The organism is Bradyrhizobium sp. SZCCT0153 (genome assembly GCF_018129995.1).
Taxonomy (GTDB): domain Bacteria; phylum Pseudomonadota; class Alphaproteobacteria; order Rhizobiales; family Xanthobacteraceae; genus Bradyrhizobium; species Bradyrhizobium japonicum_G.
Window position 1 is genome coordinate 137,699 of the sequence record NZ_JAFCKS010000002.1, and the last position, 26,406, is coordinate 164,104.

At 64.7% G+C, this 26,406-nt stretch carries 26 protein-coding genes; 7 read left to right on the plus strand and 19 right to left on the minus strand.

Annotated elements, in window-relative coordinates:
* Positions 1-133 precede the first annotated feature (133 nt).
* From JQ572_RS08570 to JQ572_RS08590, 5 genes are all read right to left on the minus strand, one after another.
* On the minus strand, positions 134-1,327 hold the full coding sequence (locus JQ572_RS08570; RefSeq protein WP_211382572.1) for a M20/M25/M40 family metallo-hydrolase: 1,194 nt from the start codon (positions 1,325-1,327) through the stop codon (positions 134-136).
* Between the two features lie 132 nt (positions 1,328-1,459).
* Complete coding sequence (locus JQ572_RS08575; RefSeq protein ID WP_211382573.1) at positions 1,460-1,924, minus strand: hypothetical protein; 465 nt, start codon at positions 1,922-1,924, stop codon at positions 1,460-1,462.
* 221 nt (positions 1,925-2,145) lie between these two features.
* The gene (locus JQ572_RS08580; protein WP_211382574.1) at positions 2,146-3,390 is read right to left on the minus strand and encodes an MFS transporter; all 1,245 of its coding nucleotides are present in this window, start codon (positions 3,388-3,390) and stop codon (positions 2,146-2,148) included.
* 137 nt (positions 3,391-3,527) lie between these two features.
* Positions 3,528-3,872, minus strand: coding sequence for a response regulator (locus JQ572_RS35025; protein WP_249128931.1), 345 nt, complete (start codon positions 3,870-3,872; stop codon positions 3,528-3,530).
* Positions 3,873-3,975: 103 nt separating this feature from the next.
* Positions 3,976-4,425 carry a hypothetical protein gene (locus JQ572_RS08590; RefSeq protein ID WP_211383566.1) on the minus strand — a complete coding sequence of 150 codons (450 nt, stop codon included), beginning with the start codon at positions 4,423-4,425 and terminating at the stop codon, positions 3,976-3,978.
* A 39-nt stretch (positions 4,426-4,464) separates the two neighbouring features.
* Here JQ572_RS08590 and JQ572_RS08595 point away from each other — a divergent pair, with 39 nt between their 5' ends.
* Complete coding sequence (locus tag JQ572_RS08595) at positions 4,465-5,772, plus strand: GAF domain-containing sensor histidine kinase (protein WP_349643089.1); 1,308 nt, start codon at positions 4,465-4,467, stop codon at positions 5,770-5,772.
* 34 nt (positions 5,773-5,806) lie between these two features.
* On the opposite strand, the gene JQ572_RS08600 is transcribed toward JQ572_RS08595, so the two are convergent.
* The 3 genes from JQ572_RS08600 to JQ572_RS08605 all read right to left on the minus strand — a co-directional run bounded on the left by JQ572_RS08600 (position 5,807) and on the right by JQ572_RS08605 (position 7,150).
* The gene (locus tag JQ572_RS08600) at positions 5,807-5,983 is read right to left on the minus strand and encodes a hypothetical protein (RefSeq protein WP_211382576.1); all 177 of its coding nucleotides are present in this window, start codon (positions 5,981-5,983) and stop codon (positions 5,807-5,809) included.
* A 295-nt stretch (positions 5,984-6,278) separates the two neighbouring features.
* On the minus strand, positions 6,279-6,548 hold the full coding sequence (locus tag JQ572_RS35320) for an HGGxSTG domain-containing protein (RefSeq protein ID WP_315986379.1): 270 nt from the start codon (positions 6,546-6,548) through the stop codon (positions 6,279-6,281).
* Positions 6,545-7,150, minus strand: coding sequence for a hypothetical protein (locus JQ572_RS08605; RefSeq protein WP_211382577.1), 606 nt, complete (start codon positions 7,148-7,150; stop codon positions 6,545-6,547). Before JQ572_RS08605 ends, JQ572_RS35320 begins: the two co-directional genes overlap by 4 nt.
* Positions 7,151-7,595: 445 nt before the next feature.
* Between JQ572_RS08605 and JQ572_RS08610 the strand changes: the two genes are divergently transcribed.
* Positions 7,596-8,570 carry a Bug family tripartite tricarboxylate transporter substrate binding protein gene (locus JQ572_RS08610; RefSeq protein ID WP_211382578.1) on the plus strand — a complete coding sequence of 325 codons (975 nt, stop codon included), beginning with the start codon at positions 7,596-7,598 and terminating at the stop codon, positions 8,568-8,570.
* Positions 8,571-8,648: 78 nt separating this feature from the next.
* Here the strand turns inward: JQ572_RS08610 and JQ572_RS08615 are convergent, their stop codons facing one another.
* The 4 genes from JQ572_RS08615 to JQ572_RS08630 all read right to left on the minus strand — a co-directional run bounded on the left by JQ572_RS08615 (position 8,649) and on the right by JQ572_RS08630 (position 14,384).
* Positions 8,649-11,189: a branched-chain amino acid ABC transporter ATP-binding protein/permease gene (locus JQ572_RS08615; protein WP_211382579.1), complete on the minus strand. Its 2,541-nt coding sequence runs from the start codon at positions 11,187-11,189 to the stop codon at positions 8,649-8,651.
* Positions 11,186-12,061: a branched-chain amino acid ABC transporter permease gene (locus tag JQ572_RS08620; RefSeq protein ID WP_211382580.1), complete on the minus strand. Its 876-nt coding sequence runs from the start codon at positions 12,059-12,061 to the stop codon at positions 11,186-11,188. Before JQ572_RS08620 ends, JQ572_RS08615 begins: the two co-directional genes overlap by 4 nt.
* A gap of 19 nt (positions 12,062-12,080) precedes the next feature.
* A complete protein-coding gene (locus JQ572_RS08625; RefSeq protein WP_211382581.1) occupies positions 12,081-13,325 on the minus strand; it encodes an ABC transporter substrate-binding protein in 1,245 nt (414 codons plus the stop codon).
* A 141-nt stretch (positions 13,326-13,466) separates the two neighbouring features.
* On the minus strand, positions 13,467-14,384 hold the full coding sequence (locus tag JQ572_RS08630) for an IclR family transcriptional regulator (RefSeq protein ID WP_211382582.1): 918 nt from the start codon (positions 14,382-14,384) through the stop codon (positions 13,467-13,469).
* Between the two features lie 220 nt (positions 14,385-14,604).
* Here JQ572_RS08630 and JQ572_RS08635 point away from each other — a divergent pair, with 220 nt between their 5' ends.
* Genes JQ572_RS08635 through JQ572_RS08645 form a run of 3 tightly spaced genes read left to right on the plus strand, consistent with a single transcriptional unit; the run spans position 14,605 to position 17,562 of the window.
* Complete coding sequence (locus JQ572_RS08635; RefSeq protein WP_211382583.1) at positions 14,605-16,404, plus strand: thiamine pyrophosphate-binding protein; 1,800 nt, start codon at positions 14,605-14,607, stop codon at positions 16,402-16,404.
* Positions 16,405-16,450: 46 nt separating this feature from the next.
* The gene (locus tag JQ572_RS08640) at positions 16,451-17,155 is read left to right on the plus strand and encodes an SDR family oxidoreductase (RefSeq protein ID WP_211382584.1); all 705 of its coding nucleotides are present in this window, start codon (positions 16,451-16,453) and stop codon (positions 17,153-17,155) included.
* 23 nt (positions 17,156-17,178) lie between these two features.
* On the plus strand, positions 17,179-17,562 hold the full coding sequence (locus JQ572_RS08645) for a cupin domain-containing protein (RefSeq protein WP_211382585.1): 384 nt from the start codon (positions 17,179-17,181) through the stop codon (positions 17,560-17,562).
* 4 nt (positions 17,563-17,566) lie between these two features.
* Here the strand turns inward: JQ572_RS08645 and JQ572_RS08650 are convergent, their stop codons facing one another.
* Positions 17,567-18,514: a lytic transglycosylase domain-containing protein gene (locus tag JQ572_RS08650; RefSeq protein WP_211382586.1), complete on the minus strand. Its 948-nt coding sequence runs from the start codon at positions 18,512-18,514 to the stop codon at positions 17,567-17,569.
* Between the two features lie 181 nt (positions 18,515-18,695).
* On the opposite strand from JQ572_RS08650, the gene JQ572_RS08655 reads away from it, so the two are divergent.
* Positions 18,696-19,730, plus strand: a complete 1,035-nt coding sequence (locus JQ572_RS08655) for a L,D-transpeptidase family protein (protein ID WP_211382587.1) — start codon at positions 18,696-18,698, stop codon at positions 19,728-19,730.
* A gap of 13 nt (positions 19,731-19,743) precedes the next feature.
* Here the strand turns inward: JQ572_RS08655 and JQ572_RS08660 are convergent, their stop codons facing one another.
* From JQ572_RS08660 to JQ572_RS08670, 3 genes are all read right to left on the minus strand, one after another.
* Positions 19,744-20,019, minus strand: a complete 276-nt coding sequence (locus JQ572_RS08660) for a hypothetical protein (protein ID WP_211382588.1) — start codon at positions 20,017-20,019, stop codon at positions 19,744-19,746.
* A 79-nt stretch (positions 20,020-20,098) separates the two neighbouring features.
* On the minus strand, positions 20,099-20,956 hold the full coding sequence (locus JQ572_RS08665; protein ID WP_211382589.1) for a VOC family protein: 858 nt from the start codon (positions 20,954-20,956) through the stop codon (positions 20,099-20,101).
* A gap of 151 nt (positions 20,957-21,107) precedes the next feature.
* A complete protein-coding gene (locus JQ572_RS08670; protein ID WP_211382590.1) occupies positions 21,108-22,298 on the minus strand; it encodes a urate hydroxylase PuuD in 1,191 nt (396 codons plus the stop codon).
* 233 nt (positions 22,299-22,531) lie between these two features.
* On the opposite strand from JQ572_RS08670, the gene JQ572_RS08675 reads away from it, so the two are divergent.
* Positions 22,532-23,863 carry a PQQ-dependent sugar dehydrogenase gene (locus tag JQ572_RS08675; RefSeq protein WP_211382591.1) on the plus strand — a complete coding sequence of 444 codons (1,332 nt, stop codon included), beginning with the start codon at positions 22,532-22,534 and terminating at the stop codon, positions 23,861-23,863.
* Between the two features lie 186 nt (positions 23,864-24,049).
* Here the strand turns inward: JQ572_RS08675 and JQ572_RS08680 are convergent, their stop codons facing one another.
* Genes JQ572_RS08680 through JQ572_RS08690 form a run of 3 tightly spaced genes read right to left on the minus strand, consistent with a single transcriptional unit; the run spans position 24,050 to position 26,236 of the window.
* Positions 24,050-24,850 carry an SDR family NAD(P)-dependent oxidoreductase gene (locus tag JQ572_RS08680; RefSeq protein WP_211382592.1) on the minus strand — a complete coding sequence of 267 codons (801 nt, stop codon included), beginning with the start codon at positions 24,848-24,850 and terminating at the stop codon, positions 24,050-24,052.
* 1 nt (position 24,851) lies between these two features.
* The gene (locus tag JQ572_RS08685; protein ID WP_211382593.1) at positions 24,852-25,406 is read right to left on the minus strand and encodes a carboxymuconolactone decarboxylase family protein; all 555 of its coding nucleotides are present in this window, start codon (positions 25,404-25,406) and stop codon (positions 24,852-24,854) included.
* A gap of 17 nt (positions 25,407-25,423) precedes the next feature.
* Entirely contained in the window at positions 25,424-26,236 is an 813-nt protein-coding gene (locus JQ572_RS08690; RefSeq protein WP_211382594.1) for an SDR family NAD(P)-dependent oxidoreductase, read from the minus strand.
* Between the last annotated feature and the right edge of the window lie 170 nt (positions 26,237-26,406).

The following is a 26,406-nucleotide window of genomic DNA, read 5'->3' on the forward strand; positions in this document are numbered from 1 at the left end:
CGGCTGTCACACGCCGGCAATTGCGGAAGGTGGCCTGGGAACTCATGCTGCGGCGAAGCATGGCAACGGTTCCGTGCCTCGACGCTTGATTTAGATCAAGCGTAGCAGGCCGGTGGTGTTTTGGCTGGGCAGCTCACCGCATCGTCGCAAGCTGCACGGCCAGCGCACACGCCCGGTCGTATTCGTCGAGATTGATCCATTCGTCGATGGTGTGCGCCTCGTTCTGGCCCGCGCCGAAGGTGACGGTCGGGACGCCGTGGCGCACCATCCAGTTGGCATCGAGGCCGCCATTGGCGGCGCGCACGTTCGGGGTTCCGCCAACGGCAGAGACCGCCTCGATCGCGCGTTTCACGACGGGGAGGGTCTCCTTCATCCGAAACGGATAATAGTCGGTCTCGGCCTTGAACTTGACCTTGCCGGATTTGCCTTGCGCGTTGGTGACTTTCTTGGCCGCCTTCTCGAACGCGGCCTTGTAGGCTTTGGTGATTTCCTTGAAGAACTTTCCGTCATGACTGCGGCTCTCGCCGCGCACATGCACGTAGTCGGTGACGACATTGGTGGCGTCGCCCGCGGGCCGGCCCTCGCCGCCGGTGACGGGACCGACATTGCTGGTGCCTTGCTGCTTGCCCTTCACCACCTTGCCGAACCAGCCGCCGGCCTTCACCTCGGCGAGCGCGAGCGCCATGATCATGGTGGAGGAGATGCCGCGCTCTGGTGCGACGCCGGCATGCGAAGCGCGGCCGAATATCTCGACGTTCCAGCGGTCCGCGCCGACGGCGCCGATCACGACGTTGGAGGCCGAGCCGCCGTCATAGTTGAACGCCATCACCGGCGAGCCGAGCTCGTCCAGCTTGACGTGGCGCGCGCCGTAGAGCCCGCTCTCCTCGCGCACGCAGAACAGCAGCGTGATCGGCGGATGATCGAGCTTCTGCTTGGCGAGCTCGGCGGCCAGCGTCACCAGCACGCCGCAGCCGCAGCGATTGTCGCCGCCGAGTGCGGTCCTGGCCTCGTTGACGATCTTGCGGCCGGATTTCTTCGGCTTGGCGCCGGCGCACAGCGGCACGGTGTCCATGTGGGTCATGAACATGATGCGCGGCTGGTTGTGCAGCGCGCCGCGGCCGGGCAGGTCGACGATCAGGTTGCCGGTCTCGGTCGGCACCGGAATGCGGGTATTGGCGTCGTCGAGCCGGATCGCCTTGGCCGGCACGCCGCTCTCCTTCAGCGCGGTGGTGAGCTCACGCCCGATCGCCGCCTCCTGTCCGGTGACGCCCTCGATCGCGAGGAAGCGCATGAGGCGGTCGGTGGCGGCTTTGGTGTCGACAGGCATGGAGTTCATTCCCTTGATGCAATGTGCGCATCAGCATCCCCTGAGGCGCGCCGTTGTGCAAGGGCCTGAAACGGTGCGGCGAGCTTGCAGGATGGGTAGAGCGCGAAGCGAAAGCCATCCTGCGTGCTGGCGTCACATCGACCGCATCACGTATCCGCCGGCTGCCAGGGCGCACACAAGGGCGAGCCCAATCAGAAATGCTTCCTGCCCGGTGCAGTAACGCGTATGGACGCCCGATTTGCCCATTATAGGAGTCCGTCGACCCTGCTCGCGTTCCTTCTTGCTGAACAATCGATAGTGCCCGATCATGCAGATGGGATGGAAAGCAAGCAGAACGGCAGCGACCGTGAACACGAGAATCGAGGTGTTGTCGTATTTTTGATGGTGGGCTAGAGGCAATACGACGCAGAATACGACCACGATCAGCATCATCAGGATATTGATGATATCCGGAACGGGAAACCACGTTTGGTTGTTGTTGTCTCCCACGTCGATCTCGCGTTTGATGCGCAGCTGGAACAAGGCAAATTGCGCCGCAAGAGTGACCGATATCAGCGTGTTGAGATTGAGCAGGCTCGAGTCCGTGTTCGGGGCCATGGGACCATCCTCGCGAAAGGTTTGCCGCACCAGCGGGGGACCGTCGAAAGCCGAGCCAGTCGACGCTGGGTACGGGCGATGAAGATGCACTTTGCGAGAAAAGAAACTAGCGCGTGCATAATGGAGGTCTTGTGAAATGGCTCACAATCCCTTCCGGACGCGCCGCCATTTCGTTCGCATGCCGCACGCGCGCTGATGATGGCTCTACCCATCCTGCGAGGTCAGACGCTCCGCGTGTATGCCATGAAGACCAGCGCGCCCAGAAGGAGCGCCCCCGCCATGAACAGCAACACCGCCGGCAGCCCGGCCAACGCGGCTACCGCGCCGGTGACCGATTGCATCAGCGCCGCGCCGAGGAAGAAGGCGAGGTTGATCGCCGCGAGCGCCTTGCCCGCCATCTGCGCGTCGACCAGCTGCCGCGACATGCCGAACAGCAGCGGCTGGGCGGAGGTGGCAAGGCCGATCAGCACGAACAGCACCAGGTCATATTGCGGCGGCATCACGGGCACGCCGAACAGCGCAGAGACCGCATAATGCGGCGCGCCCAGCGCCATCAACGCCAGCAGCAGCGCCCCGATCAGATGCGTGCCCGCCACCAGCTCGCGGCGACGACCGAGCCTGCGATCGATCATGCCGATGCACAGGGGCCCCGCGATCATCGCCAGCGTGAACGCGCCGAGCTGGTTGCCGGCCTCGACCCGCGACAATCCCTTGATGTCCATCAGCCACGGCCCGCCCCACAGGCCGCGCAGCACCAGCGAGGTCGCCAGCGACACCAGCGCCAGCGCGATCAGGCCGCGCAGCGGTCGTGAGAAGCCCAGCCGCAGCACCTCGATCATCTGCGACAGCGGCGAGGAATCGTCCTTGTGCTCGGCTGGCTGTCTCGGCACCAGCAGGAACACCGCAAGCGCGACGAAGACGCCGCCGAGCGCCGAGATCCAGAACCCGGCACGCCAGCCGTAATGATCGACCACGAAGGCGAGCGGGCTCGACGACAGCAGCATGCCGATATTGCCGATCGAGAGGATCGCGCCCGACCACAGGCCGAACCGGGCCGCAGACAATTGCTTGGCCGCCAGCGTCATCGGACACATCAGCATGCCCGAGGTCGCGATGCCCAGCAGCACCTGCCCGACCGCGAAGCTTTCGGGCCCGGTCGCGAACCCCGACGCGATGGCGCCGACCACGGTTCCCGCGAGCAGGCTCAGCGATACCGGCCGCACGCCGAAACGGTCCATCGCGGCACCGACCGGGATCTGCGCCGCGGCAAAAGCAAAGGGATAGACCGAGGTGAGGCTCGCCAGCGCCTGCGGCTCCATGTGGAAATCCGCCGCCATCAGGTCGAGGCTGACAGCCGGAATGGTGCGCAGCAGGGTCGAGAGCATGTGCCCACAGGCCAGCGCAAGCAGCGCAAGGATCAGCGCGCGGGTGGCGCCTCCCGCGTCGTCAGTGGCTGCGGTCTCCATGAGTGCCCCGTCCCGAGAAGGTTTTGGGGTGGGGTACATGATTGAGGCGACGGTGCCAATGGGGGCGCGCCGCGCAACAGCCTTGCCAGACTGCACCGATCCCGTTCGTGCGCGCCGGCGAGATCGACCGGGACGCTCTACGACCAGACGCCGACGGCGCTCAGCAGCTGCGCCTGACTGAAGGGCTTGGGGATGAAGCGAGCGTGGGTTGGCAGTTCCTCGTCGGTGGGACGCCTCTTCCCCGACATGATGACGATCTTGACCGGCGGCCAGCGGTCGCGCACCGCAGCGGCCAGCTTCAGGCCATCCATGGAACCGGGCATGTCGATGTCGGTCAGAATGAGATCCACGGCTTGCGTGCGCAGAACATCGATCGCCCTGTCCGCGTTGCAAACCGAAATCACGGTATGATCCGCCTGCTGCAATCCATCTTCGACGTCCAGAAGGATCAACGGCTCGTCCTCTACAAGAAGTATCTTCAATCCGGGTCTCCTATCTGCTCGCGGCTCAAGTGATGAAGACCAGGCTGGTTGCTCGGATCTTCGTTGCTGTGCGCGCGTGGGACGGAAGCGCGGAAGTGCGGCATCACCTGAGGCTGCCCAGGCCGTCCGGCTCGGGACAATTTCGCTGGTGATTTTCGATGGCTCGGTTTGCCAGCATGGTGGGCCGGCGTTCGCCCATTCGAACCCGCGCATGGATGCTCTGGACGATCAACCGGCTCGCCAGTCCGGGATTTCCGAGCCGGTCCGTTCGCACGAGACAGTCACAAGCGATGGCAAGGGAGCTGTGGATGAGGGGTAAGAGGCCACTTCGTTCATGACGCACCAACCCGCGCCAACGGCCCATGTTCCCGTTCGCCACCGCGATCGCAGCGATGCCGATATGTGCCAAAGCGAACATCGGTCGCAGTCGGGAAATGCGGTCGAAGCCGACAGCATTGAAACCTTTCAGTGCTGCACCGCTTGCCATTGCGGCGTGTGCCGCAGCCAGGAAGATCATCTTCCTGGTTCCATCCATGGATTTGATGCAGACCAAGGCTTGGGCTCGGCTTCTGTTCCTTAACTGACGCGGTAGTTGGACGCCGGCCAGTCACCAATTTCCTTTGACTTCGAATATACCTGCGCGAATAAGGCTTATGACCGCGCCGGCTGGTGCGAACGGAGTTCTATGGAACACGACTTTAAAGCCGACATCGATGCCATCGAGGCGATTGCGGCGGTCCCGACCATTCTCGCAGTCGTGTCCCAGGTTACAGGACTGGGATTTTCGGCCATCGCGCGCGTCACCGGTGATCGCTGGATCTGCCTCGCGGCCAACGACCAGGTCGGGCTCGGCCTCGGGGCGGGTGGGGAGTTGAAGGTCGAAACGACCATCTGTCACGAAGTGCACCAGGCGCGCGAGGCCGTCGTCATCGATCACGTCGCCCGGGACGAGCGCTACGCGAAACATCATACGCCGGCGATGTACGGCTTTCAGTCCTACATCTCGATGCCGATCTTTCTTGCCGACGGGAGCTTCTTCGGAACGCTCTGCGCGCTCGATCCGAAGCCGGCAAAGCTGAAGGATCCGGGCATCACTGGCATGTTTCGGCTGTTCGCCGACCTGATCGGCATCCATCTCGATGCGGCAAGGCGCCTCGCGACCGCGGAGGCGAAGCTGCTCGATGCCAAGGCCGCGGCCGAATTGCAGGAGCAGTTCATGGCGGTGCTCGGGCATGATCTGCGCAATCCGCTGGCTGCGATCGCGGCCGGCACGCGCCTTCTTGCAAGCACGCCGCTCGATGAAAGGGCGATCTCTCTGGTCGCCATGATGGCGACGAGCACCGTCCGCATGTCTTCGCTGATCGAAGACGTCATCGATCTTGCGCGCAGCCGTCTCGGGGGCAAAATATCGCTGGCGCCATCGATGGAGCCGCTTGAGCCTTTGCTCAGGCAGGTGGTCGATGAAATGCGCGCCACGCATCCCCAGCGCCGAATCGAAGCCGAGTTTGCCGTCACGAAGCCGGTCTTCGCCGACCGCCAGCGGATAGCCCGGCTGCTTTCCAATCTCCTCGGCAACGCGCTCAGCTACAGCCCGGCTGAGAGCCTCGTCTTCGTGCGCGCCCAGACCTATGGAAGTTTTTCGCTTTCGGTCACCAATCACGGCCCGGCCATTCCGCCGGCCACTCTGGGCAAGTTGTTCGTGCCCTTCGTTCGCGGACAGGACACGGGCAACCAACAAGGCCTGGGCCTTGGCCTGTTTATCGTGTCACAGATTGCATCGGCCCACGGTGGCACCATCGATGTGACCTCGACCGACGATGTGACACGCTTCACCTTTCAAATGCCGCTGGTCGTCCTCGACGAGAGGGCTCGGCTGGCGGCCGGGCCGGTGATCTCGTAGACCGCCGGTCTCGCGCATCCATCCTCCGCGCCGCTCAGCGCTTGCCATCTGGTGTCGCCTTCGCAGGCTGCGTGCTGCTCGGCGGATCGGATGCCGGAAAGCTGTCCTTCAAGCTCTTCTCGAGTTCGCGGTCGGCCTTGTCCGGGCGGCGGGCTTTTCCGGCTGGTTCGGCATGCTTGTCGGCACGGGCCGGATCGTACTTTTCGGTCATCTCACGCTCCTTCGTTGTTCAGCCAACGCGGGGGGTGACAGCCCTGTTCCAGAACCGGGAACGATTGGTCCTGTGCCTGCTTGAATCCCATTGTGAAGGGAAATGTGATGGCGCGGCTTGAAGACGGCCGTCGAGACACCTACGGAAGCGCGCCGGGGCGAGCGGGGACCCACCGTGCTCGTGCTGCTCGCCGCCAGTCTTGCCTTGTCCATCGTCCTCCTGGCGGTGGTATGGGAAATTTCCTGAGGGGCTGACGACTGGCTGCACTCGCGCTGGGCCGAAGTCCCCAGGACGATCACGTCAGTTCACCGAGCATTTTGCGGGCCTCATCCAGCAGCACCCGAGCCGCCCTCAACTCTGCAATGGCTTCTCCAGTGAACAGGCCATGCGTCCGCGCATTCCCGTTCCCTCTCGGCGCCCCGGTTCCCCGCGCCCCGCCGTGCATGCGGCAGCGCGCCTTGCCGTGCGCGGCAGGTGCGCGGCAGGTGCCGCCATCGCGGGTCCTGGCGCCGCAGCGGGGACTGGCCCGCATCGGGACGGTATTGCGGGGGTGACCGTCGGTCATGGGTTGGCGCCTTGCCTTGCGTCGCTCGGGCCCGCCTCCGCCACGATCACGTTCGCATGCTGCGTGACATTCCCCACGATCGCTCGTCCTCCGTCCTGCACCGACAGATTCCGAACCGTGATCGTGCGCGCGTCGCTGTTGCGATGGCGGCTCAGGGCCTCGACCTGAGCGGCGAAGGTGCGGGTCAGCCGGGTCAATGCGCGTGTGACGCTCTCCTGCTGTGGAAGATTGTCGGTGATGGCGAGACGACAGGCGCAGCGCATCGTCGCCATGTGAACGGACACCATCTGAGACACCAGCATGGCTTCGATGGAATCCTTCGGTGCAATGCTCCTGATCATCGAGACCATGAAGGCCAGATTGGCCTCGTCGGGCTTCTGACCGATCGCGCTCGCCTTGACCAATTGCTTGACGATGCCATGCAGCGCGTCGCGGTCCGCCGCGCCGAGCGCCTCGGCCAGCAATTGCTCACCGGCTTGCGGGTCGGGATGACTGATCGCAATGCGGCGCTTGTAGAGTCTGATCCGGGGGCTCGCGGCGGGGCCGCCGCGATCGTTTGCCGCAACCGGCGAGGTGATGGGGCGGTTCGGTACTGTCGTCATGTGCTGTGTCCTGTGCTGGCGCAGACGCGCGAGCGACCGTTCGCTCGCTGCGCGCGATTACGAATTTTGAGATATCGATGAAGGGCTTACGCACAATCGCGTCGAGGCGGCCCGTGGTCGGGCGGCGTGGACGCTGGCGATTGTTGCGATGATGGCATCATGAAGGTGTTTTGCCCGACGTGTCAAACGACATTGCGGGGCACCAAGCCCTTGCGGGGCATGCAAGTCCTTGCGGAGCATGCAAAGTCCTTGGGCCGACCGGGACCGGCTACTGTGCATGGGGTTGTTTTCTCAATTTTTGTTTGGATGCCGCTCTGACGTGCCGCGCGGCGGAATGCGTGCGCGGAAACGCGATTGCGAAATCCGGCGCGGCCGCTCATCATGTCCCTCGAATGCGCCGCATCAATACATGCAAAGCGGCAGCTAGCGTCCGGGGAGAGAACGAATGCAACGAACGCTTCGCCTGCTGGCGATCGTCGCCGGGTTGTGCGTGACGAGCGAGGCTCTCGCGCAGAAATATCCGGTGCGGCCGGTCAGGATCATGGTCGGATTCAGCGCGGGCGGTCCGGTCGATGTCGTCGCGCGGATCATTGGCGATCGCTTGAGCAACAAGCTCGGCCAGCCCTTCGTCGTCGAGAATCGCGCCGGCGCCAACGGCATGATCGCCGCCGAGGGCGTCGCGCATGCGGAAGGCGACGGCTACACGATCCTCGCCTGCAACTCGTCCACCATCACGCTCAACAAGACGCTGTTCAAGGACATCCGCTACGACCCGCAAAGAGACTTCGCGCCGCTGACCAGCGTCGTGTCGGCGCCGCTCGTCCTCGTGGTCAATCCCGAGAATCCCAAGACGGCCAACGTCAGCACCGTTGCCGATCTCGTCGCCGCGGCAAAGGCTGCACCGGGCGCGCTCGCCTACGGCTCTGGCGGCAACGGCAACCTTGCCCATCTCGCCATGGAGTTGCTCAGCCGGAAGGCCGGCATCAAGCTGATCCACGTGCCCTATCGCGGCGGCGCTGCGTCCGAGGTCGGTATTCTCGCGCAGGAGGTGCTGGCGGTGTTCGATCCCTTGTCGGCCGTGCCGCTGGTCAAGGCCGGAAAGCTGCGCGCGCTCGCGGTGTCGTCGGCCGAGCGGTTGCCGTCGCTGCCGGACGTGCCGACCGTCGCCGAAGCCGGCTATCCCGGCTTCGACATCTCGTTCTGGGTCGGCTTCTTCATGCCGAAGGCGACGCCCGCGCCGATCCTGGAAACGCTGCATCGTGAGATCGTCGCCGCTGCTGAGGATCCGGCGGTCGTGGAGCGGCTCGGCTCGCAAGGCGTCGTGAGCGTGCTCAGCCCCGCCGACTACGCCGCCACGATCGCGAAGGAGACCAAGGAGCTTTCCGAGGTCGTCGTGGCCGCGAACATCAAGGCGGAGTAGGGGCTGCTGCGCTTGTGCGTGGTCGTGCGCTCCGCTGTACCTCTCCCGCTTGCGGGAGAGGGAGCGCATCGGTTTCCATCACAGCCACAGGATCTGCTTGCGATAGCTGAGATCGTTGAGCAGCGGCGCGGCCGGTCCCTGGTGGAACACGGCGCCGCGCTCCAGCGCGAAGACGCGATCGGCGAGCGCGAGCACGAGGTCGAGGTTGTGCTCGACGATCACGATCGACATGTGCCGGCGGAGCTGGTCGAACACCCCGAACAGTTCGAGCGTCACCGCCGGTGCGAGACCCTCGAACGGCTCGTCGAGCAGCAACAGGCTCACATTGCCCGACATCGCGCGGGCCACCGCGACCATCTGCTGCTCGCCGCCGGAGAGATAGTCGGCGGCAACGTTCATGCGCTCCTTCAGGCGCGGAAAATACTGCAGGATCTGCTCCTCGTTCCAGACCACGCCGTCGCTGCCGTCGGTCTTGCGGGCGAGGCGGCCGAGCGCGAGGTTTTCGCGCACGGTCATGCCCGCGAACAGCCCGCGGCCCTGCGGCACATAACCGACGCCGCGGCGCGCGATGTCGGGGGCCGGGAGGCGGGCGATGTCGGCGCCACGGTATGTGATGCTGCCCGACGCCGCCGGCACGAGGCCGGCGATCGTCTTCAGCAGCGTCGATTTGCCGGCGCCGTTGCGGCCCAGCAGCGCGACGATCTCGCCCTCGCGAACGTCGAGCGCGGCGTCGCTCAGGATGTGGCTCTTGCCGTAAAAGGTGTTGACGCCATCGAGGAGCAGGACGGCGGCGCGCTCGCTTGCATCCTCAATGCTGCGCCGGTGCGCGACCGCGGGAATGCCCTTGCCGGTGTAGATCTCCTGCACCCGCAGATCGGCGCGCACCGCCTTGGGGCAGTCCGACATCAGGACCTCGCCCTGGTTCATCACGGTCACCACTTGCGAGAAGCCGAGCACGCGGTCGATGTCGTGCTCGACGATCAGCACGGGAATGTTGGTCGCGATGTTCTGGACGAGGTTGGACACGCGCTCGCGCTCGGCCGCCGCAAGGCCGGCGAGCGGCTCGTCGAGCAGCAGCACCTGCGGCCTTGAGCCGAGCGCGATGCCGAGATCGACCAGCCGCTGCCCGCCATAGGAAAGTTCGCCGCCCTCGATCTGCTCGATGCCTTCGAGCCCGAGGAATTTTGTCAGCGCGGCGGTCTCGGCGTGGATGTCCTCGTACGCGTCGATGTCGTTCCAGATGTTGAAGCGCATCGGCCGCCGCGCCTGCAGCGACAGGCGCAAATTCTCGTAGATGCTCAGTCCGCGGAACAAATTGGTGATCTGGAACGAGCGCGCCAGCCCCTGGTGGCAGATGGCATTCGCGGGCACGCCGGCGATGTCGCGGCCCCGCAGGCGGATGGTGCCTTGATCCGGCGCGTAGAGGCCGGAGACCAGATTGAACAACGTGGTCTTGCCGGCCCCGTTCGGCCCGATCAGGGCGTGGATATCGCCGGCGGCGACGCTGATGCTCGCATTCTCGACCGCGCGGATGCCGCCGAATTTTTTGGAGACGCCGGTCACCTCGAGCACAGTGCCCTGGAGCGATTCCGGTTGGAGGAAATCAGGCAGCGGCAGGCCGTCATAGATCTTGCGCCGGCTCATCGCGGCTGTTTCTTCCGCGGGTGGACGAAGGCGCCGCATGACCAGCGCGCCGATGCCGACGAGGCCGCCGGGCGAATACATCACGAAGGCCACGAAGATGAGTCCGAACCAGAACAGCCAGTCCGACGTCCAGATCGAGAACAGCTCTCTGAACAGGATGAAGAACAGCGCGCCGAGTGCGGGGCCGAGCAGACTGCGCATGCCGCCGATGACGACCATGGCCAGAAGCTCGCCGGCGAACGGCACCGAGACGGCCTCCGCCGAGACCAGATAGTTCAGGAATGCGATCAGCGCGCCGGCAAGCCCGGTGACCACGGCGGAGATCACGAACACCGCGAGCTTGTAGCGCTCGACCGGATAGCCCTGGAAGCTCGCGCGCAGCTGGTTCTCGCGGATCGCCACCAGGACATGGCCGAACGGCGAGCGCACGAGGCGCATCAGCATGTAGAGGACGGCGAGCCCGACGACAGAGACCACGATGTAATAGTTGAGCGCATTGTCGAAGCTCATGGAGCCGATGCTGCCGCGCTTCAGTCCGCCGAGCCCGTCCTCGCCGCCGGTGAGACTCGTCCAGCGGAAGGCGGTGGTGTAGACCAGCGCGGCCAGCGCCAGTGTCAGCAGTGAGAAGTAGACTCCGCGCCGGCGCAGGATCAGCATGCCGATGACGCCCGATGCGATCGCGACGACGATCATCGATCCCAGTAGCGGCAGCCAGATCTCGCCGGGGAAGAAACGCAGCTGGATCAGGCCCGCGGCATAGGCGCCGATGCCGAACCAGGCGCTGTGGCCGAACGAGACGAGGCCGGTATAGCCGATGCAGAGGTTGAGCCCCTTGGTCGCGATCGCGAGCCCGACGATCCAGGTGCCGGTGTTCAAGGACAAGCCGAACGCCTTCAGCAGGAAGGGCAGCGCGACGATGGCCACGGTCGCAATCAGCAGCGGCTTCAGCCTGTGGATGGGCGAGGCGCTCCTCATTCGAACTTCTCGATGCGTTCGCCGAGCAGGCCGCGTGGGCGCACCAGCAGCACCAGGAACATCAGGATGTAGATCGAGGCTTCACCGGCGGCCGGCTCGAAATGAATGGCGATGCCGCGCACCACGCCGACGAGCAGGGCGGAGATGACGACGCCCCAGAAGCTGCCGAGGCCGCCGATCACGACGACGACGAAGGCAATGGTCATGATCTCGGCGCCCATCGCCGGATGCACGGTGGTGATCGGCGCGAAGAAGGCGCCGCCGAGCGCGGCCATGCCGACGCCGAGCATTACGATCCCCGTCATGTAGGGCTGCAGCCGGATGCCGAGCGCCGCGACCATGTCGGGCCGCTGGATGCCGGCGCGCACCACGCGGCCGAACGAGGTCTTTTGCAGCAGCAGCCAGATCCCGAGCAGTATGGCGGCGACGACAGCGAGGATCAGCAGGCGATAGCGCGAGAACAGGAAATCGCCGACGATGACCGAGCCGCGAAAGCTTTGCGGGATCTCGGTCGAGACCGGCGCCGCGCCCCAGATCATGCGGATCGCCTGCTCTGCGACCATCGCAAGCCCGAAGGTCACGAGCAGGCTGAGGATCGGATCGGCGGAGTAGAAGCGCCGCAGGATGAAGCGCTCGAAGAGGATTCCGAGCAGCGCGACCGCGAAAGGCGAGATCGCCACCGAAGCGCCGAAGCCGAGACGCCTGGTCAGCTCGACGCTGACATAGGCGCCGAGCGCATAGAAGGCGCCATGCGCCAGATTGACGATGCCGCCGACCGAGAAGATCAGCGACAGCCCGAGCGCAATGAGAAGGTAATAGCCTCCGAGCACGAGGCCATTCACCACCTGTTCCAGCAAGAACTCGAACTGCATGTTGCGTCCAAGCCGCGCCTCAGGCCTTCATCTCGCAAGGGTTCTGTTCCTTGGTCGGATAGATCGTCTCCAGCGGATCGCCCGCCCCCGGAACCGCATCGCCCAGCACCAGCATGTCCCACTGGTCCTTCATCTGGTCCTTCGGCTTCACGGTGAAGGGATAGGCCTCCTGCACGAGCTGATGGTCCCAGGAGCGGAAATAGGCCTTTCGCGCCTTGCCGATGTCGAACTGGGCCTGCTTCTCGAAATAGGCGATCAGTTCGTTGCTCTCGGTCGACTTCGTCGTGTTGATCGCTTCCGCCAGCAGCTTCAGCGTGACGTAATCGATCCAGGCGTGGTTCTCCGGCGGCTTGCCGTACTTCTTGCTGAAGGCCGCGACGAAGGCCTGCGACGTCGGATTGTTCAGCGTGTGATACCAGACCGTCGGCCAGGTACCGCCGAGATTGCCCGCGCCCGCGGCCCATGCATCGCCGGTGTTGAGATTGAAGCCGACCAGCGGGTAGGGCAGGCCGAACTCGGCATATTGCTTGACGAGGTTGGTCACCTGGTTGCCGGCGAGATTGCAGCAGACCACGTCGGGCTTGGCCTGGCGCACTTTCAGCAGATACGGGCTGAAATCGGTGGCGTCGGTTGCGATCAGCTCGTCGCCAATCAGGTTCGCCTCGTGCGTGCCGAAGAACGCCTTGGCGGCCTTCAGCAGGTCGTGGCCGAAGATGTAGTCGGCCGTGAGCGTGAAGAACTTCTTGCCCTTCACCATGCCCTGCTGCGACAGCGCGGTACCGACCGCGTTGACCATCACGGTGTTGGGGATGTCGCAGTGGAAGGCGTATTTGTTGCAGTTCTTGCCGCGTAGCGCGTCCGAGCGCGCGCCGGTCGAGAAGAACACCTTCTTGTTGCGCTCGGCGACCTGCATGATGGTGAGCGATGAGGCCGACGAGATCTCGCCAAGCAGCACCACTGCGCCGTCCTGCTCCAGCATGCGCTGCGCCTTGGTTGCGGCGGTGGCGGGGTTGATCGAGTCTTCCGATAACAGGTCGATCCGCTTGCCGAGGATGCCGCCGGACGCGTTGATCTCCTCGGCGGCGAGCTTGACGCCCAGTTGGGCGTAGCTGCCGATCACTCCGAGGAAGCCGGTCAGCGGTGTCAGGTGTCCGATCCGGATCCGCTCGGCCTGGGCCTTCACGATCGCCGGAAACCCAAATGCGGACGCGCCGACGAAGGCTGCGCCCGCGCGTAACAACGTCCGTCGCGGGTAGCGGATCATGTCTGTCTCCTCCCGGGTGCACCGCGTGCCTCCCTTCAAAATCGGCCATCCGACAATGTGAGAGACGTTCTTCTAATGCTGGAGGATAATCCCGAACGCCGTCGCCGGTGTCAACCGGCAAAATCGCCGTTGATGCGCGTCCTAGACTTTCGGCGTGAACGCCTTGTGCGCCCGATCCTTGGCGCCGAATTCGGCCGACAGGCGGTCGGCGGCGGCCTGCACGATCTGCGCGCCGTCATGCAGCGCCTGGTTGGAGAGCCGCCAGATCGGCCCGGAAATGCCGAGCGCGCCGATCACCTGTCCGGTGAAGTCGGTCACGGGCACGGCGACGCAGCGCACTTCCGGATTGAACTCGCCGTCGTCGAAGGCAACCCCGGTGCGCTGCACCTCGGCGATCTCGCGCATCAGCGCGCCGGGATTGCTGATGGATTTGGGCGTCGAGGGCTTGAGCTCCACGCGATCGATGAAACGCTTGAACTGTTCCGGGCGGAGCGAGGCCAGGATGATCTTGCCGAGCGCGGTGCAATGGGCGGGCCGCACCACACCGACACGGTCGGTCAGCTGAAACGCGCCGGGACCGCTGGTGCGGGCGACGACGATCACTGCATCGCCCATACGCACGGCAAAATGGCCGCTTTCGCCGGTCTGGCGCGACAGCTCCTCCAGTACGGGCGTTGCGACATTGACCATCTCGATCTCGTCCAGCGCGCTTGCCGCGAGCGCGAACAAGGGGCGCCCGATGCGGTAGCGCTTGTTGTCCTTCTCCTGGCGGAGGTAGCCGAGCGAGACCATGGTCTTGGCGAGATGAAAGGTCGTCGAGTTGTGCAGGCCGACCAGCTTGCTCAGTTCCGCAAGCCCGATTCCCTCGCGGTGGCGCGCCACTTCTTCGAGGATCGAGAAGGCGCGCCCGAGCGACTGAACCCCGCCGCCGCGCTGCTTGTCTTCGGCATCATCGTCGCCCTCAGCCTTGGGGGCGGAGACCAGTTTGGCAATCGCGGCCTTGCGCGGGCTGGCGGGCTTCTCGCTTGTGCTGGGCTTGGTACGCGATCTCAAGGACACCCCTCCGGCAAATCCGTCGTGACTCGATGCTGCGACAGTAGCACGCCAATTCGTGCCGGCGTCGGACTCGAGCTTCGCATTTTCCGCCGGCACGAGCCTACCACAATATAAATTGACGTACAGCATTATGAGAAATAGGGTGCCCGCGGCCTAACGACGACCGCGCCGTGTTTTCCGCCCCGGTCCACAAGAAGTCGTGGGCCGAGAGGGAGACGGGTTGATGTCGAGAAACATGCTCAATGGCGCCCAGGTCATTGTCGACTATCTGATCCAGGAGAAGGTGCCGCAGGTGTTCGGGCTCTGCGGCCACGGCAACATCCAGTTCATCGATGCTCTGTACGAACGTTCTTCCGAGATCAAGACGATCTCCGTGCATCACGAGAGCGTCGCCGGCTTCATGGCGGACGTCTATTATCGCGTCTCCGGCAGGCCAACCGCGACCTTCACCTCGTGCGGGCCCGGCTCGGCCAATCTTCCGATCTCGCTCGCCAACGCCTTCCTCGATTCCGTGCCGTTCATGGCGATCACCGGCAACGTGCCGACCAGCCAGTTCAACCGCGGCGCGTTCCAGGAGATGTACCGGCACTATCAGGCCGACTTCCCCTCGACCGTGCGCACGATGTGCAAGAAGGTGTTTCAGCCGACGCGCGGCGAGATGGTTCCGCTTGCGATACGGCAGGCCTGGAAGACGATGATCACGGGCCGGCCGGGGCCGGTAGTGGTCGACGTCCCCTTCGACGTCTTCATGGAATCAGCCGCGGAAGAGGCGCCGAAGGCGATCGAGTGGAACGCCAACATTTCCAGCCGCTGCGGTGCCGATCCTGAGGGCGTGGAGAAGGCGGTCGACATGCTGCTCGCGGCCGAGCGGCCGGTCATGCTGGTCGGGCAGGGCGTGCGCTATGGCGGTGCGGCGGACGAGCTGCGCAAGCTGGCCGAACGGCTTCAGATTCCGGTCGCCGCGTCCGCGAGCGGTCTCGGCGCGCTCGACGTCAATCATCCGCTTGCGCTCGGCCTCGTCGCGCGCGCCGGGCACTATCAGGCCAATCACGCGACGCGGCAGGCCGACGTGCTGCTCGCACTTGGCGTCCGCTTCGACGATCGCACCTCGAGTTCGTGGATTCCAGGCTATTCCTTCACGATTCCGCCGACGCGGCTGATCCACGTCGACATCGATCCCGAGGAGATCGGCCGCAACTATCCCGTCGCGCTGGGACTGATGGCCGATGTTCGCACCTTCCTGCGCCAGGTGCATGCGGAGCTCGACCGCCGCGACAACCTATTCAAGAAGTCAGACGCCCGCAAGAAATGGCTGGCGCAGATCGACACCTACCGAAAGGAGTGGGACAAATTCGTCGCGCCCGGCTTCTCCGACGACACCACGCCGATCAACCCGCAGCGCGCGGCCGCCGAGATCGACAAGGCGCTGCCGGAAGACGCCATCCTCGTCTCCGACATTGGCGTGCACCACAACTGGCTGCTCGGCTTCTGCAAGCCGAAGCGGCCGGACTCGCTGATTGGCTCGATGGGATTCGGTCCGATGGGCTTTGGCGTCGCCGGCGTGATGGGCGCGAAATTCGCGGCGCCCGATCGTCCCTGCGTGTCCGTCTGCGGCGACGGCGCCTTCTTCATGCATGCCCACGTGCTCGGCACCGCGGTCGAGTACAATCTGCCCGTGGTCTGGGTGGTCTGGAACAATTACGCTTATGCCTCGATCCGCGGACTTCAGCGCGGCTATCTCGGCGGGCGCGAGCTTGCGACCGACTTCAAGCATCCGGACACAGGCCAACGCTACAATCCGGATTTCGCGGCGATGGCGCGCTCCTGCGGCGTCGAGGGCGTGCGGGTCGATCGCGCCGGCGATCTTGGCGAGGCGATCCGCAAGGGCATCGCCGCCAACAAGCCGTATCTGATCGACGTCGACATCGCCGCCGACGTCAATCCGTCGGGCGCCGGCGTCTGGGAGCTGCCGGGCCTCGGCCAGAGCAAGGCCGGCATCGGCACCCGGTTCCAGCCGGGCTGACCGAGGGTCGCAAATCGCCCATCAAGAACATGTCGGGGAGATCGGAATGACGTTCGCAGGCAAAAAGGTCGTCGTGGTCGGCGGCTCCTCAGGCATCGGACTTGCCACGGCGGAGCTTGCGACGAGAGAGGGCGCGCAGGTCATCATCGCCTCGCGCAGCGCCGCAAAGCTCGATCCGGTCGCGGAGCGGTTGAAGGTGACTGCGATCCCCGCCGACGTCACCAGCGACCAGAGCGTCGCCGAGCTGTTCCGCCGCACCGGCCCGGTCGATCACGTCGTGCTGACGGCCGCCCAGCTTCGCACCGGCCCGTTCAAGACTGTGGCGATGGACGATGTCCGCGCCACCATGGAAGGCAAGTTCTGGGGCGCCTGGCGCGTCGCGCGCGAAGCCGAGATCAGGCCTGGCGGCTCGCTTACGTTCGTGACCGGCTTCCTCAGCGTTCGGCCGCGGCCGAACTCGGCGATCATCAGCGCCGCAAACGGCGCGCTGGAATCGCTGGCCCGCGCGCTCGCGCTGGAGCTGGCACCGGTGCGCGTCAATGCGGTCTCGCCCGGCGTGATCGACACGCCGATCCGGGCTGCGATGCCGGAAGCGGCGCGCCAGGAGATGCTGGCCAGGACGGCGGCCGCGCTGCCGGTCGGCCGTGTCGGCATGGCCGAGGACATCGCCCGGCAGATCGCGAGCTTCATGGCGAACGGTTTTGCGACCGGATCGATCGTCTATGTCGATGGCGGAGCGCTGGTGAATTGAGACGCGCGAAAGGGAGCATGATCATGGCCGAGGAGAGCAACGGCGCCTTCATCCGCAACATTGCCGAGGTGCCCTGGCGCGAATTCCCCAATCACTTCGGCGGCGCGCTGTCAAAGCCGCTGGTGATGCCGGAGACCGCGGGCTCGCGCCGGATCGACTACCGCATCTCGATGTACCAGCCGATGGCTTATGTCGCGCGGCACCGCCACAAGGTGCAGGAACAGGTTTATCACGTCCTCGACGGCGAGGGGCTGATGGAGATCGCCGGCAAGAACCACATCGTGCGCAAGCACGACGTGATCTTCCTGCCGCCCGGCGTCGAGCACGCGATCTCGAATTCGGGCCTGACCGACCTCGTTTTCCTGGTGGTGACGTCGCCGGTGACCGACGACGAGAAGCCGGTGTGACTGGTCAGCGCTCGCTCGATGCGAGGCGGATAGCGCGGGCCTTCGCGCTCTTTCCGGCCGCACGTGCCGCAATCATGCTGCGCGCCTTGCCATGGGTGCCCTTACGGATCACGGATGCAAGCCGCTTGCGCAGCCGGTCGGTCGCCAATCGCGCCGCCAGCTGCTCTGCCTTGCGAATGATGGTTGTGACCGAGGGCGTCAGGTTGACCGGAACCCAGGCGACGTCCTTCGTCTTGGACAGGCTGCCGATGCCTTCGCACGGCGCTTCGCGCGGCAGATCGATCCGGATCGCGAGCGCTTCGGTGCGTTCGGTCCAGTCCTCGGCCTTGGTGCCGGTGATGATGCGGACATAGTCGCGCGTCTCGCGCGGCAACTCGCTCTCTTTGGCAAGCCATTTCTGGATCCGGCCGGGGCCCGCATTATATGCGGCCGCGGCGAGGCCGAGATTGCCGAAATCGTCGCGGAGCTTGCGCAGGAACTTGGCCGATGCCGGCAGCGCCTTCATCGCATCGAAGGGATCATCCAGCCCGACCTCGGCTGCCGTTTCCGGCATGAACTGTGCAACGCCCTGCGCGCCGGCCTGGCTGACCTCGTTGGACTTGAAGCGGCTCTCCTGCCAGATCAGGCGCGCGAAGAACGGCACCGGAATGCCGCTGGCCTCGGCGGCTTCACGAAGCGCGTGGCAAAAGCGTTCAGTCGGCGACACCGGCGCTTGTGCGACCGGTTCGGCCGCAGGCAGCGGCTCGGGTGTCTCCTCATAGGCCGCGCGTGCATTGGCGAGCTCGATCGCGTGCACGCTTGCGAGGAACAGCTCGACCACCGGAACAAGTGGCGAGGCTTGGGTGTTTTGAAGAACGGCGCGATCGAAGGCCGATGTTTGCCGGGACGCCGACGGATCGAGGTCGCACATCAGAATCAGAAACGCGGCGCAAGCCGCGATGACAAATCGCATTGCGTGGACACCCTCGAACTGTGGGATGAACGGGCCAGCGCTGCGCCGGCGATAAGAAGTTCTTAACCGTCCGATTGCGGCAAAGCTGCGGTCTCGTCGGTTCCGTCGGTGTTACTACGGTGTTCCCGCAGAGAAACTTTCCGCGGTTCTTACGGGGCATTGGCGAATTGGGACGAGCGACATGATGCGATGGGTAATTGGCGCGGTGATCTCGCTGTGGGTGACCTGTCCGGCGCTCGCGAACAATCTCGATGCTGCCGCGGTGAACGACGCTGCGCGTCCTGCGAAGCAGCCTGCGACCGACAAGGTCACCGCATCGGTCGTGAAGCTCCAGGTCCTGCTCGATCGGGCGCAGTTCTCACCCGGCGAAATCGACGGCAAGTTCGGTGAGAACGCGCAGAAGGCGCTGAAGGCATTTGCCGAGCAGAACGGGTTCGCATCCGACAAGACTATCGCGCCGGAGCTGTGGGACAGGCTGAGCGCGGCAAGCGAAGGTGCCATGATCGTCGACTACAAGATCACCGACTCCGACGTGAAGGGGCCGTTCCTGAAAGAGCTGCCCAGCAAGCTGGAGGACATGAAGTCACTGCAGGCGCTGAGCTACACCAGCCCGCGCGAAGGGCTCGCCGAGAAATTCCATATGAGCGAGGATTTGCTGCGGACGCTCAATCCCGGCAAGTCGTTCGACAAGGCGGGCGAGACCGTCGTCGTCGCGAATGTCTCGGCACAGCGCGAGCTGCCGCGTATCGCGCGGCTCGAGGTCGACAAGACGGGCGAGACCTTGAAGGCCTTCGACGGGAGCGACCGCCTCGTCGCGTTCTACCCGGCGTCAATCGGCAGTCCGGACCGCCCCACGCCGAGCGGCGCGCTCAAGGTGACCGCTACCGACGAGAAGCCGACCTATCACTACAATCCCGAGTACAAGTTCCACAGCGTCAAGTCGAAGAAGCCGTTCGACGTCAAGCCGGGGCCGAACAATCCCGTCGGAGCGTACTGGATCGGTCTCTCCGCGCAGGGTTACGGCATTCACGGAACGGCGGAGCCCGACAAGGTCAGCAAGTCCGCTTCGCACGGCTGCATCAGGCTGACCAATTGGGACGTGCGCCGGCTTGGCGACAACGTCAAGCGCGGCACGCCGGTCGTTTTCCTGGATGCGCCGACGGACTCCTCCTCCAGGCAGCAGGGGAAGTCCCGCGGCAAGCGCGCCTCGCGCTAGTCTAGTCCTTGAACTAGTCCTTGGGAAAGTCCTTGCGCATCGCGATCTCGGCGGCATCGCCGGGCGACAGCACCGTCTGGTCGAACGCTGCTTGCGGCCTCGCCATGATGTCGTAGAGCGAGATGCCCTTGATGGGCTTGCCCATGAGTTCGCGGACGCAGTCGGCGAGCGTGCCGTTATAGACGAGATAGGGCGGGCCGCGGTTCTTCTGCCTCTCGCCCTTCAGCGACGGCCACTTCTTCAGCTCGGCCGGCGCGTCATAGGCGATCGGCGATTCCTCTTTGAACATGCGCTTGGCCCCTGAAGGCGTGGATAGCCCAAAAATCCTAGGGTTGCCCGGCTAACGCTTGTTAAAGAATTAGTTCAAATCAGCCGGCAACGAAGGCGAGCAGGGTGCCGTTGGCCTTGGCGGGCGGCACGCAGATCGCAGCCCCGCTGCGCACAGCTGCCGAGCCAAGCGCCTTCTGGGTTGCCGCCAGATCGCTGCTGACGAGCACCAGCGCCGCGCCGCCGCGCTCGGAGAGACCTGCGAGCGGCACGCCGGGATAGCGGTTGCCGAGCTGCTCCAGGGTCAGATAGACGAAGTCGGCACGATCGCCGCCGGAGGGCACGGCCACCGCGCCGTCCGCCTCCGTCTTCGGCGCGCGGTCGATCAGGTGCGCGAGGTGCGCGGCTTCCTTCGCGGGCTCCGGCGTTGCGATCAGCGTCTGCTTGATGTGCCTCGCCGCATTGGCGTGCTTCATCAACTCGGGAATCCACACGGTCTCGCGCGTCTTGTGCTGGCAGGCGAAGATACGCACGCCGCCGGGCGCTTCCGCGGTCGGCCACATGAAGGTGCGGAATTTTGCCGCCGACACCGTGCCATCAGGCAGCGTGACAGGTCGTTCGAAATCGGTGGGACCGATTGGCTCCAGGCCGCGTGCGTGAATCTCCTCCGCGCCGGCGGCGGCATCGACCGCGGTGAAGGCGATACGCTCGATGCCTTCGCCGCGCTTGTCGAGAAAGGCGCGTGCGGGCGCGTTGTGCTCGGTCGCCGCCAGCACGCCGAGCAGTTCCATGTAATCAGGATCGAACATGATGGTGTAGTTGCCGGTGCCCATATGGGCGCTGTGGGTGCCGCGCGGCGAGAGTGTGAAGCCGAGCTGCCGATAATTCTCGGCGGCCTTGTCGAGGTCCTGAACCATGACCACGGCGTGGTCGATACCGATGACGTTCTTGAGGGTCACTGTTCTTTCCCCGAATGCAAACTGGACTTGAGCTGAATCTGGACCGCGCCAGCTGATCCTGTCTACGCCGGATGGGCGGTCAAGTCATTTTCAAATCGGCGGGACATGCAGAATTTCATTCCGCAAAATGCGGCATGGATGCGTAATGGCATCAGCGCGCCTGCTCGATATAGGCCGCGAGGATGGCGCGCTCCTCGCTCGTCATCTCGGTGATATTGCCCGGCGGCATCGCATTGGACCAGGCGGCGACGCGGCCGATCAGGCGGATGTTGCGATGGATGTGCTCGGGCGCGTCGAGCAGGATGCCCTTCGGCGCCGTCACGATGCCCTCCCAGACCGGCTCGGCGGCGTGGCACATGCTGCAGCGGGACATCACGATCTCCTCGACATTGGCGACCGTGACGGGCGCCGACAGCGCGCCGGTCTTGACCTCGCGCGGTCCGGCGGCGGACAGGAACAGGATCGCGATCACGCCGGCAGCGGCGACTCCCCACACCCACCAAGGCGATTTGCGCCCCGCATGACCCTCGTTGAAGAAGTGGCGGATCACGGGACCGAGCGCCAGGATGATCGCAACGATGATCCAGTTGAAGCGGGTGGCGTAGAGCAGGGGATAGTGGTTGCTGATCATCAGAACGACCACGGGGAGCGTCAGGTAGTTGTTGTGAACCGAACGCTCCTTGCTGGTCTTGCCGAGCTTCGGATCGGGCGCTTGCCCTGCGATCAGGGCGGCCACGATCTTCTTCTGGTTCGGGATGATCAGCGTGAAGACGTTGGCGACCATGATGGTGCCGATGATCGCGCCGATCTGGTTGAAGGCGCCGCGGCCGCTTAGCACATGAGTGAAGGCGTAGGTCAGCGCGACCAGGAACAGATAGCCGCCGATGGCAAAGGGCAGTTCGCGCTGCGCCAGCCCGGTGCGGCAGGCGCCTTCATAGAGCAGCCACGCCAGAGCAAGGCTGCAGAAGCTGAACAGGCCGGCCTGGAACGGCGTGAGGTCGAGGATCGACTTGTCGACCAGGAACAGGCCGGCCTCGAGATAGTACACCACCACCATCAGCGCGAAGCCGGACAGCCAGGTGGTGTAGGCTTCCCATTTGAACCAGGTCAGCTCGTCCGGCATCCGGGCGGGCGCGACCAGATATTTCATGATCCGGTAGAAGCCGCCACCATGGACCTGCCAGGCTTCGCCCTGCACGCCGTCCGGCAGCTCGCTGTCAGGCTTGAGGCTGAGGTCGAGGGCGATGAAGTAGAAGGAACTGCCGATCCAGGCGATCGCCGCCACCACATGCAGCCAGCGGAGCAGCAGGCTCGCCCATTCCGATACGATGGATCCCCACATGATCACCCCGACAGGTGCGACACCAATGCCGCAGCTTTGATGACCGCAATCCGCGGCCCCGCCCTTACAATGTGTCGCACCGATCAGCCGCATTTTCCAGTACGATGGGCTGCGGCTGATGCACATCGTGCGGGCATGAGCTGACGTGCGATTCGGCAGGCGTTTGACCTGTCGCAGAACGATTGCGGGTCGATCGGCGTAGACGCGCGACAGGTGAAGGCCGGGAGGAAGACGTGAAGAGCAGGATTTCGGCCGCGGCGCTGTCCGCGGGATTGCTGGTCGCCGCTATGACCGGTGTGCGCGCCGAGCCGGTGCTGCAGGGCAAGGATGCCTACGGCGATTGGCAGGCCGACAAGCCCGGCACGGTCAGGTTGATCCGGCCGCAAGATCTGGTCAGGCCCGGTGCCACGCGGTCGGTCGCGAGCTTCTCGCGCGTGGTGCCGCGTCCGTCCGAGGCTGCGCTTGAGGTGCCGGCCGGCTTCAAGATCGAGCTGTTCGCCGAAGGCCTGCGCGCGCCGCGCACTATACGCGTGGCGCCGAACGGCGATGTCTTCGTCGCGGAGACGCGGGGCGGGACCATCCGCGTGCTTCGCGCCGGCGAGGGCGGCAAGGTCGCCAGCAACGAATTGTTCGCCAGTGGCTTGAGGCAGCCGTTCGGCATTGCTTTCTTCCCGAACGGCGACAATCCGCAATGGGTCTATGTCGCCAACACCGACAGCGTCGTCCGCATTCCGTATCAGGCCGGTGACCTCAAGGCGCGCGGCAAGGCCGAAACGATCGTGGCGAGCCTACCGCATGACGGCGGCCATTCCACCCGCGACATCGTCTTCACGCCTGACAACAAGCGCATGCTGGTCTCGGTCGGCTCGCTCAGCAATGTCGCGGAAGGCATTGGCACGCCGCCGGGCGGATTGGAAGCATGGTCGAAAGCGCAGCCGCTCGGCGCGGGCTGGGCCAGCGAGACCGAGCGCGCCACGGTGCTCGCCTTCAATCCCGACGGCAAGGAGCGGAAGATCTATGCCACTGGCATCCGCAATTGCGTCGGACTTGCGGTGCAGCCGCAGACCGGTCTGCCCTGGTGCTCGACCAACGAGCGCGACGGCCTCGGCGACGATCTCGTGCCCGACTATGTGACGAGCGTGAAGGAAGGCGCGTTCTACGGCTGGCCGTGGTTCTATATCGGCGGCAACGAAGACCCGCGCCACGCCGGTGCGCGGCCGGATATCAAGGACAAGGTGACAGTGCCAGATGTGCTGGTGCAGCCGCATTCGGCCTCGCTCGGCATGACCTTCTATCAGGGCACGCAGTTTCCGTCCGAGTACCAGGGCGACGCCTTCGCCGCCGAGCACGGCTCCTGGAACCGTTCGAAGCGCACCGGCTACAAGGTCATCCGCATCCGGATGAAGGACGGCAAGCCGACGGGCGAGTACGAGGATTTCGTCACGGGGTTCGTGGTGAGTGACACCGAGGTGTGGGGGAGGCCGGTGGGCGTTGCGGTAGCGAAGGATGGATCGCTGCTGGTGTCGGAAGATGGCAACGGCACGATCTGGCGGGTGACGCATTAGAGTCGTGCCGCGCGATAGGTGCACCCTCGCCCCTTGTGGGAGAAGGTGCCTTCGCAAAGCGAATCCGGGTGAGGGGTTCTATCCGCGGTCCCTTCGCTTGTTGAATTTGCGGAGCGAACCACTCATCCGGCGCTTGGCGCCACCTTCTCCCACAAGAGGCGAAGGGAAGCGGCACTGTGCTCACTTCTACCCCCGTCTCACACTCGCCCCGCCATCCACCGGAAGCGTCACACCGGTGATGAAGTTCGCCTCGTCAGACGCCAGGAACAGCGCGGCGTTCGCGACGTCCCAGCCGGTGCCCATCTTCCTGCGCAGCGGCACCTTGCTGTCGCGTTCGGCTTCGACCTCGGCGCGGGTCTTGTGCCATTCGCGGGCGCGGGTATCGACTGCCATCGGGGTATTCATCAAGCCGGGCAGGATGACGTTGGCGCGGATGCCATATTCGGCGTTCTGGTAGGCGAGCTGCTCGGTGAAGGCGATCATCGCCGATTTCGTCGCCTTGTAGGCGACATAAGGATACGTCGTGATCGCCGCCATCGAGGAGATGTTGATGATCGCGCCGCTGTTCTGCGCGCGCATGATCGGGATCACCTCTTTCGCCGCGAAAATGCAGCTCTTGAGGTTGATGGCGACGACGCGGTCGAAAGCTTCCTCGGTGAGTTGCAACAGCTCGGAATCGCCGCCGGACAGGCTGACGCCGACATTGTTGTGCAGCACGTCGATCCGGCCCCAGCGCGTCTGCGCGTCCGCCACCATCGCCTTGATGTCGGCGGATTTCGTGACGTCGGCCTTGAAGGCCGCCGCGGTGCCGTGCTTGGCGGCGATCATGGCGGCAGTTTCCTGCGCCGATTCCAGATGATGATCGACGCAAAGCACCTTGGCGCCCTCGCGCGCAAAGGTGATTGCGGTGGCGCGGCCGTTGCCCATGCCTTCGCCGGGGCTTTGCCCGGCTCCGACCACGATGGCGATCTTGTCGTTCAGGCGCATGTCAGTTCACTCCCGGGATCGGGTACTGCTGAAGTACCTCTTTGTAATATGGCTCGTTGTCGATCTCCATGGTGGCGAGCACGCGCACCACGCCGCAATAGAATGCGATAGTCAGGACGAGATCGACCATGTGCTCGTCGGAGAGATGCTGCTTGATCTCGGCGAAGGTCGCTTCCGACATCGCGAGCGCGCGGACCATCTCGCGGGCGCCTTTCAGGATCGACCTGGCAAGCGGCTCGAGCTTCGAGGGCTTGCCCTCGGTCTCCGCAATCAGGCCGGCGATGTCCTCGTCGGTGACGCCGAATTCCTTGCCGATCTTCACATGGTGGGTGAACTCGTATTCCGACTTCTCGATCCAGCCGACCTGGAGGATCGCAAGCTCCCGCAGCCGCGGGTCGAGCTTGCTCTTGAAGCGTATATAGCTGCCGATGCCGTTGAAGGCGCGCGCCATCTCCGGCGAGTTGACCAGCAGCTTGTGCAGATTGGTGTTGCGCTTGAGCATGTCGCGATATTCGGGCGCGACCTGGTCGGCCTCGAGATAGGGCAGGCGGGCCATCCCTTTGTTTCCTTCTACTAGTGTTCCTGTGACTCGCGTTCTGGCGCTTGCAGCGTCACGCCGCCGTCGACAACCAGCACCTGGCCGGTGATGTAGCGCGCGAAATTGCTGAGCAGGAACTTGACGGCGTGGCCGACATCCCAGCCGGTGCCTTCGGTTTGCAGAACGGAGGCCTTTGCCCGCTGGGCGCGGGCCTGCTCGCTCATGCCGCGGGCATAGACCATCGGTGTGTACATTGGTCCGGGGCAGATGCAATTGACGCGAATGTTGTCGCGGCCGTGATCGACCGCCATCGCGCGGGTGAGACCGATGATCGCGGCCTTCGACGTCGTGTAGGTCGTGAGCCCGCGCGGCCGCAGCGCCGAGATCGAGGAGATGTTGACGATCGCGCCGCCCTGCGCGGTCTTGATCATGGCGGGGATCGCGTGTTTCGAGAGCAGGAACATGGTCTCCACATTGACCTGCATGACGCGGCGATATTGCTCGGGCGCCTCGTCGACCACGCTGCCACGGCTGCCGATGCCGACATTGTTGTCGAGGAAATCGAGCCGGCCCCAGCGGTCGAGCGCGGCTTCGACCAGCTGCTTGCAATTGCCCTCACTGGTGACGTCGCCGCCATGGGCAGAAGCAGTGCCGCCCTCCGCCGTGATCATCTCGACGGTGCTTTGGGCGAGCTTGGGGTCGCGGTCGCCGACCAGCACCTTGGCGCCGGCGCGGGCCAGCAACATTGCTGCAGCGCGGCCGTTGCCGATGCCGTCGCCCGCGGCGCCACCGCCGCTGATCAGCGCCACCTTGCCGGCGAGGCCGGCATCGTCCTCAGGGCCCTGCATCTCGTTCCATCCCTTTTTTCGTGCAAACTAGCAATGGAGTGCCGAGGTGAGAAGGCCAACTGTCCCGCGCAGATGTCATTGACATCGCACGGAATTGCATGCCGCCCCGCGAGATGACCGGCGGTTGAGCCGCGATGGTCCGGAACCCTCTTCACACAACCGCGTTTGTT